Origin of the sequence: Paracoccus sp. (in: a-proteobacteria), from assembly GCF_032007265.1 — a bacterium.
Lineage (GTDB): Bacteria > Pseudomonadota > Alphaproteobacteria > Rhodobacterales > Rhodobacteraceae > Paracoccus.
Window position 1 is genome coordinate 1 of the sequence record NZ_DALZMB010000143.1, and the last position, 8087, is coordinate 8087.

Here is an 8087-nt window from a genome sequence, read left to right on the forward strand (position 1 = left end):
ACGCTACGAGAAAATTCTACTGCCGCATCCCCTTAACCAAGGGGAGGATTACCGTTGCAGTCGTGGTTCTAAGGCCAATTCTGCGTGGAAGAGCCCTTCTTCCAAGAGAGGCCCCAGCTTTGCTCGATACCTCTCTACCTAATTTTGCACCTCAAGAAGTGAATTCCCAAGAGATTGAAGAGTTTGCTCCAAGCGCTCCAGAATTTACAATGGCGACACCCGAGTTCGAATTCATTCCCTTGGGTGCCGAGGTAGAGGATCCAGTGTCTAGACTGAAAAACCTGATGAAATCGCGGCGGGAGGAGAGCCTAAAGATTCTGTCAACCTGGATAGATAAGAAAGAGGACGCACATTGAGCGCTGCCATCATAAAGCTGGAACGCTTTGCACGCAGCAGCGAGCTAGCCGATCCAGTTATTTTGACACAAGAAATGATTGATATCGCATATCAAAACGGCGTCATCCACGGTCAAGAGATTCGGTTTAGCAATGACATCTCGGACATCAAGCATGCGATCAAAGAGCTATGTGTAAGCATTGAACATGAACGGCTGGATGACAAACGCCGTCGGCGCGAAGTCATTGAGGCCATCTATCCGATATTGACCAGTATAATGGACGCCGTGGGCCCAATCGGCTTTTCGTCTCAGTTGTGTACGAGCCTGTCCAAAGAGCTAAGCCGGATGATCGAAAGCGCGCCTTATAAAACCTGCACGATCCGATGCTCGGCAGAGTTTTCAGATCTTATCTCTGACAACATCCCCTTAAAGGACAGTAAAGCACTAAGGATTGAATTAGATTCATCGATCGAAAATCTGGAGCTCTCTATCGATGGTGGGATCATCGTTTTCGATAGAAAGATCGCATTTGGAAAAATATCTCGTTTGATTGAAGAGATCGTCACGAAGGAATAGCACATGTCCGAAATTTCAAATCTTATCGCTACGGATGAAATCCAGGTCGAGATCACTATTCGGCTTGGTCGGGCCAAGATGTCAATCGCTGACATTTCCCTCTTATCGTCCGACGATGTCATCAACCTCGATCACGATATTTCAAAAGGGGTCCAGGTCTGCATCGGCGAAAGGATCATTGCCCGTGGCGAGCTAACTGCGGTCGAGGGGTCAGACGATCGTATAGGCGTGCGCATTCTTGGACCAGCGCTCGAATCATGAGGTATCTACTCTTATTCTGCATTTCATTGATCGCATTACCTAATCTGGCTTTATCCCAGAGCTTAGCTGATTTTGGCGAAATGCAATCTGGTGTTGGCGCCAATGCCATAAGCATGTTGCTTTTACTAACACTTCTTTCTCTGGCGCCTGCGATTGCGATTACGATCACTTGCTTTCCATTCATCGTAACAGTTCTATCAATCCTCAGACAATCGATCGGATTACAGCAGTCTCCGCCAAATATGTTGATTGTCAGCTTATCCATTTTCCTAACTTGGTTTGTTATGGATCCCGTTCTAACAGAAGCTTGGTCGACAGCTGTTGTTCCCTTGCGCGATGGGGATATCACGCTGGAACAGGCACTCGCGCGCGGAATACCCCCCTTTCGGGCCTTCATGGAAATGAGGGTGGATGAGGGCACACTTCAACGTCTATCCGACATTGCCCCCAACAAAATCCAGGACACTGAACGCCTGTCAGTTTTGGTTCCGGCATTCATGATCAGCGAAATTCAACGCGCCTTTGAAATTGGCTTCCTGATCGCTTTGCCATTCCTGATTATTGATCTAGTTGTTTCTGCCATTCTTATGTCGATGGGCATGATGATGGTCCCCCCGGCTGTGGTTGCTCTTCCATTCAAACTGGCATTTTTTGTCGTTGTAGACGGGTGGGAAATGATTTCCACAGCACTGGTCCGAAGTTACCAATAAGAATCTTGTTCAAAATTTCGATTAAATTCTCTCACCGCCCAGCAATATATTTGTCAAGATAAGCTTCACAAAGCCAAAACATAGATATGACAGACTTTACAGCCACGCGATCGGCCTTTCATCTTCTGCCAGACAGCTCATATTTCGATGGAGGAAGCCTTGGGCCGCTTCCGAAACAGGCCTCGGCCCGGCTTCAGTCTTTTCTTAGCGTCAACTGCCTTGAGGAATATGGTCATCTTCATGAAGGCTGTCCGTGGCATCAGCTTGCTCAAACTACGTCAGAACGTCTTGCGCGTCTGATCGGGGTCAACGCCCAAGAGCTGCTGATTGGCGAAAACCTGACTGTTCAGGTCTTCCAAGCGATTTCAGCTGCATTGTCGCTGTGCTCGGGCCCCAGGCGACGGATTATCTTGACGGATTGCAGCATTGCGCAATCCGATCTTCTGGCAATGCAGGCCCTGGTGACGGCGCTTGATTGCCAGCTGCGTGTCGTTGAAGCAGAGGACATCTGTTATAGCCTAAGCGAAGACGTGGCCGTGCTGTTTATGGCCGAGGTCGATGCGCGCAATGGCAAGCGTCGCGACATGGCGTGCCTGTCGCGTCTGGCACATGATAGCGGCGCGCTAACCGTCTGGGATCTTTCGTATTCTGCGGGGACGCTGAAAGTCGACCTGGTCAGAAACTGCGCCGACTTCGCCGTGGGGTCATGTCACGGTTTTCTAAGTGGGGGTCCGAGTGCACCTGCCTATCTTTGGATTTCGGGGCGCTTAGCCTCGCGCGTCACTCCGGCCTTGCGCGGGTGGATCGGCCAGCATTGGCTTTGCAATCCACTGCGACCACCCGCCACGTCCGGGCCAATGGACGATTTTCGGCTTGGGATGCCGCCCTTACTTGGTCTTGCCGTATTGGATGCCGCGCTTGAAATTTGGGACGATATTCCGCTTGATGTCATCGAGGCCAGATCGCATGAGCTGACGGCTGCGTTTTTGCAGGGCTTATCGGTTGAATGCCCTGAAATCACGGTCTTGACGCCGCAAAAGGCCAACCAACGCGCCAGCTATATCTGCCTTCGTCATCACGCGGCCTCCGGAATTGCCGAGGGACTGAAGCAAGCAAATATTTCCATAAATTTTTGCCCACCTGATCTGCTAAGGCTTTCCTTTTGCCCGCTTTACAATAACCTATTGGATGTAGAACGCGCGATCAAAGCTCTTGGGCGGATCGCCCGAACCCAGCTAAGAAACGGCGGCTGATAACCCTGCGTCAAAGGCTGGCCCGCCGTTCCAGCCAGATCGCTGAAACTTAACCCGGGCTGATGCCGCAATTAAAAGGCAGCAAATCATGCTTTTGCGTATACTCATTGTGGCCTGGGCTTTTGCATCCGGCATTCCCGCAATGGCGCAGGACAGGATTTTTGTGAATTATGCCGAGGTTCGGCAGCAGCTGTTAACCTTCGACACCACTTTTGCTGGTACGATTGAAGCGCGCGACAGTGTGAATATCGGCTTTCGCCAAGGCGGGCGAACTGTCGAGGTGATGGTCAAAGAGGGTGATCACGTCGACAAGGGCGCGGCATTGGCTAGAATCGATCCTTTACAGCAAAATCAGGCGCTGAACGTCGCTCAGGCCCGGCTGGCATCTGCAACGGCGACTGCTGATCAGTCGCGACTTGCCCGAGATCGAGCCGAGGCAATGTTGCAAGCGGGCGTTGGCACCCGGGCGGCTCTCGACAATGCACAACAGGCGCTTTCCGCGGCCGAGGGAAGCCTTGCCCAAGCCCAAACCGAGCTGGATCAAGCCAAGCGCGCAGTTGAGGATACAGTCTTGCTGGCACCCTCGGATGCGATTGTGACCATGCGCGATCTGGAGGTCGGTCAGATCATTGGCGTCGGGCAGGCCGTTTTCTCACTGGCTTCGGATCAGGGGCTAGAGGCGGTGTTTCAGACGCCTGACCTGCCTATCCTAGACCGCGCAATTGGCGTGCCGGTGACCCTGCGTGGCATCGATGTCGAAATGCCCGAAATGACCGCCATTGTGCGCGAGGTCTCACCTCTGGTTGATCCGCATACCGGTTCCGTCACTGTTCGCGCCCGCATCGAAAGCGCCCCGGCCGAGGTCACCTTTTTAGGCGCTGCCGTGCGGGGAACCGTGCATTTTCCTGTCGGTATGGGAATTTCGATTCCCTGGACCGCACTTAGCGCCAGTGGCAACTCGGCCGCGGTTTGGCAAATCCAAGATGATTTGACCGTTACCATCACGCCAATCCGGATCGAGCATTTCACCACTGACGCCGTGGTCGTCGCCTCAGGGCTTGCGCCGGGTGACCGGGTGGTCACCTCAGGATCTCAGCTCGTCTATCCCGGGCGCCAGGTCACTCTGGTCGGTGCCCCACAATGATGTCCTTGCAGCAATTGAAAAGCACTCTGACAGTCACTTTTTTCGTGGCATTAACCCAGCTCGCCTCGCCCGTGGCAGCCTTTGAATGGCCATGGGAACCTGCCGCGCAGCAAGATACCCCCGCGCCGCCACGTCCGGTCGTCAGTATTGTCCTAAGCGATCAGCCCATCGTACGACGCTCGGTGCCGGGCATCATCGCCGCCAAGGTCGATGTTGACCTTGGCTTTCAGACCTTTGGTCGGCTGGTCCAGCGACCCAGCGATATCGGCGATGTCGTTCAGACAGGCGATCTATTGGCGGCCCTCGACCCAGAAGAGTTGCAGGGCAATGTCGCGGCCGCCAAAGCCGCAGTCGCCGCCGCCGAGGTCCGCCTGCAGACCGCCCGCGCCACAGCCGAACGCACCCGCGCCCTGGCCGCGCGCCATGTCACGTCGATTGCCAACCTTGAACAGGTCGAAAACGCTTTGGTCGCAGCCGAGGCAGCTGCCCAACAGGCCCAATCCGAGCTGATCCGTGCCCGCGACGCGGAAGGGTATGCGCAAATGACCGCTCCATTCGACGGGGTGATCAGTGATGTTTACGAAAACGTCGGCGCTGTGGTCGCTGCGGGAAAGCCGATCGTGCAGCTTTCTGCGGATGATCGGCTAGAGGCGATCATCGACCTGCCCGAAGCAAGTCTTGTGCAAGTCAAAATCGGAGACCTTTTCGATGTCTGGTCCGAGGCCACGCCCGAACAGATCGTCAGCGCGGATGTCCGCCTGATCGAACCCATGGCCGACGCCGCAACCCGCACGCGCCGAGTCCGGCTGTCTTTGCATCGTAAAAACGGCGTCCGGATCGGCTCGCTTATTCGCGCCCGCCCGGCGCTCAGTCGCGGCTTTGCGCTATCGATTCCGGCGCAGGCCGTCAGAGTAGTGGATGGGCGACATGCGGTCTGGCTCGTGACGCGCACCCCCCAATCCGCGCAGGTATCGCTTCATTCGATCACGCTTGCCGGCCCGGATATCGACGGTCTGATCGCTGTCAAATCCGGTCTTGAACCCGGCCAGGAAATCGTCATCCGCGGCACCCATTCACTGATCGAGGGTCAGCCCGTCGGCAGGAGCATTTCCCCATGAGCAAGCCTGCCTTCAATCTTTCCGACTGGGCGCTGCATCACCGTTCGCTGGTCTGGTTTCTGCTGATCATTTCGATGATTGCCGGCATCCTCAGCTATAATCGACTGGGCCGTGAAGAGGATCCGAATTTCACCATCAAGGTTATGGTGATCTCGGCCAGCCTGCCCGGCGCCACGATCGAGGATACGCTTAATCAAGTCACAAAGCGCATTGAAACCAAGCTTGAGGAATTGGACGGGCTGAATTTTACCCGCTCGGTCACCATGCCCGGGGTTGCGGTCGTCTATATTGAACTTCTGCCCTCGGTTCGCGGGGATGCGGTTGCCGAAAGCTGGCAGCGGGTCCGCTTCATGATGAGTGACATCCGACCAGAATTTCCCAATGAATTTCAAGGCTTCAACTTCAATGACAATTTTGGCGATGTCTATGGCAATATCTATGCCCTGACCTCTGACGGCTTTTCCAAGCGCGAGATGCACGACCGGGTCGAGGACATCCGCAAGCGGGTTCAGGCCCTTCCTGACGCCGGAAAAACCGAGCTTTTGGGCGTTCAGGATGAAGAAATCTATCTGGAGTTCTCAACCGCGCGCATGGCCTCGCTGGGGCTGAACCAGAACCAGGTCTTGCAATCTTTGGCGACGCAGAACGCCATTGTGCCCTCTGGCCTGATCCAAACTGATCAAGAGCAAATCCTGGTCCGGGTCGGCGGCCAGTTCGACAGCGCGCAATCCATTGCCGACGTCAATCTGCGCATTGGCGACCGGTTTTTTAACCTCTCGGATGTTGCCACGGTCAAGCGCGGCTATATCGACCCGCCTCAGCAGGTGTTCCGCTACAAGGGGCAACAGGCCATCGGCCTGCAAATCGGCATGCGTGCGGGGGGCAATATTCTTGATTTCGGGCGCGAAGTTGACCGGCTCATGCAAAAGGTCGAGCGCGACCTGCCCTATGGTATCGAGCTGATCAAATTCGCGGATCAGCCTCATGTTGTACAAGAGGCGGTTGGCCATTTCGTGAAATCCTTGGCCGAGGCAATTGCCATCGTCTTGCTGGTCAGCTTTGTCAGCCTTGGCCTAAGGGCCGGCTTCGTTGTCACGCTGACCATTCCGTTGGTGCTGGCGATCACCTTTATCATCATGGAATATTACGGCATCACGCTTCAGCGGATCTCACTTGGCGCGCTGATCATTGCGCTTGGTCTGTTGGTTGACGATGCAATGATCGCAATCGAGACGATGATCTCGCGGCTCGAGGCTGGCGATAGCCTGGCCAAGGCCGCAAGCTATGCTTGGACCTCAATCGCATTTCCGATGCTCACCGGCACATTGGTCACGGTGGCGGGCTTTATACCGATCGGGCTGAATTCCTCGATGGCAGGCGAGTTTACCTTCTCGCTTTTTGTGGTCATCGCCGTTTCGCTTATGGTCAGCTGGGTTGTCGCGGTTCTTTTTGCGCCGCTTCTGGGCGTGACATTCCTGACCACGAGAATCGCGCGCCACGATGCTGCGCCTGGACGGCTAAGGCGAGGTTTCCATTGGCTTCTTGGCCATGCGATGCGCTTTAAATGGCTGACCATCGGCGTCACCTTGGCGATCTTTGCGCTTTCCGTCTGGAGCATGCGCTACGTCGAACAGCAGTTTTTCCCCAGTTCGGATCGGACCGAGCTGTTGATCGATGTCACCGAAAGGGCCAATGCCTCGATCAACAAAACGACCGAGGATTTTGATCGCCTCGAAACCTTCATTGCCGAAAATGACGAGGCCAGCTTCTGGACCTCCTACATTGGGCGCGGGGTGCCACGCTTTGTGCTGGCTTTGGATATTCCAACGCCCGGCCCCTATATGGGACAGATCCTGGTTCAGACCCCCGATCTGGATGCGCGCGACCGGCTGCGCGACAAAATCCGCGATTTTGCCAGGGATAATCTGGTCGGAACGGATGTCTTTATCAAAAACCTCGAACTGGGCCCGCCAGTCGGGCGGCCGGTACAATACCGCGTATCCGCCCCCTCGATCACCGAGGCCCGTGACGCCGCCCGTGGCCTTGCAGGCGTTCTGACCCAGGAACCCCGCCTGAGCAATATTGCGATGGATTGGAACGAGCCTGCCCGCGTTGTCCGCCTGGGCGTCAATATGGACCGGGCGCGCCAGCTGGGGATCTCGAACGAAGACATCGCGACCTCTTTGGCGGCAGTCTTTTCTGGCAAGACCATCACCCAGGTGCGCGACGGTATCTATCTGATCAATGTCACGGCACGCGGCGTCGAGGCAGACCGCCATTCGCTTGATTCCATTCGTAATCTGCAACTTTCAACGCTGACCGGCACGCCGATCCCCTTGGCCGCACTGGCCACGATCGAATATGGCACAGAGCAGCCTTTGATCATGCAGCGAAACGGTCGTCCGACCGTCACGGTCATGGCCGCGGTTGCCACCCAAGATCAGCCTGCCACCTTGGTGAAGGCCATGCAGGAACGGGTGGATGAATTCCAAAATACCCTGCCCGCGAATGTCGAGATCGTCATCGGCGGCACGGTTGAAAGCTCGGCTGAAAGTCAGCAACCAATAGCCGCAGTGGTCCCGATCATGCTGTTGATCATGGCGACGCTGGTCATGATTCAGATGCAAAGTTTCCGCCTGACTTGCAGCGTTTTTGCGGCAGCACCCCTGGGCCTGATCGGTGTCGTCG

General features: G+C 55.5%; 7 protein-coding genes and 1 pseudogene. All 8 read left to right on the forward strand.

The genetic code is table 11. The annotated features are described in order from the left end of the window. A pseudogene (locus RTS12_RS19065) lies at positions 1-356 on the forward strand (hypothetical protein); the annotation flags it as partial. Then, positions 353-913 carry a hypothetical protein gene (locus RTS12_RS19070; protein WP_312531336.1) on the forward strand — a complete coding sequence of 187 codons (561 nt, stop codon included), beginning with the start codon at positions 353-355 and terminating at the stop codon, positions 911-913. The pseudogene RTS12_RS19065 and the gene RTS12_RS19070, both read left to right, overlap by 4 nt. Positions 914-916: 3 nt before the next feature. Next, positions 917-1174, forward strand: coding sequence for a FliM/FliN family flagellar motor switch protein (locus RTS12_RS19075; protein ID WP_312531338.1), 258 nt, complete (start codon positions 917-919; stop codon positions 1172-1174). Next, the gene (gene fliP, locus RTS12_RS19080) at positions 1171-1884 is read left to right on the forward strand and encodes a flagellar type III secretion system pore protein FliP (protein WP_312531340.1); all 714 of its coding nucleotides are present in this window, start codon (positions 1171-1173) and stop codon (positions 1882-1884) included. The genes RTS12_RS19075 and fliP overlap by 4 nt, the downstream gene beginning before the upstream one ends. 86 nt (positions 1885-1970) lie before the next feature. Continuing rightward, on the forward strand, positions 1971-3137 hold the full coding sequence (locus RTS12_RS19085) for an aminotransferase class V-fold PLP-dependent enzyme (protein ID WP_312531342.1): 1167 nt from the start codon (positions 1971-1973) through the stop codon (positions 3135-3137). Positions 3138-3225: 88 nt separating this feature from the next. After that, complete coding sequence (locus RTS12_RS19090) at positions 3226-4281, forward strand: efflux RND transporter periplasmic adaptor subunit (RefSeq protein WP_312531344.1); 1056 nt, start codon at positions 3226-3228, stop codon at positions 4279-4281. Positions 4282-4286: 5 nt separating this feature from the next. Further along, a complete protein-coding gene (locus RTS12_RS19095; RefSeq protein WP_312531346.1) occupies positions 4287-5399 on the forward strand; it encodes an efflux RND transporter periplasmic adaptor subunit in 1113 nt (370 codons plus the stop codon). Further along, positions 5396-8087: efflux RND transporter permease subunit (locus RTS12_RS19100; RefSeq protein WP_312531348.1), on the forward strand; the 2692-nt coding region annotated here is incomplete at its 3' end. The genes RTS12_RS19095 and RTS12_RS19100, both read left to right, overlap by 4 nt.

Excerpts from the sequence above, each read along its gene's own strand:
- RTS12_RS19075 (WP_312531338.1), top strand. The coding sequence starts at position 917 with ATGTCCGAAATTTCAAATCTTATCGCTACGGATGAAATCCAGGTCGAG.
- fliP (WP_312531340.1), top strand. The coding sequence starts at position 1,171 with ATGAGGTATCTACTCTTATTCTGCATTTCATTGATCGCATTACCTAAT.
- RTS12_RS19085 (WP_312531342.1), top strand. The coding sequence starts at position 1,971 with ATGACAGACTTTACAGCCACGCGATCGGCCTTTCATCTTCTGCCAGAC.
- RTS12_RS19090 (WP_312531344.1), top strand. The coding sequence starts at position 3,226 with ATGCTTTTGCGTATACTCATTGTGGCCTGGGCTTTTGCATCCGGCATT.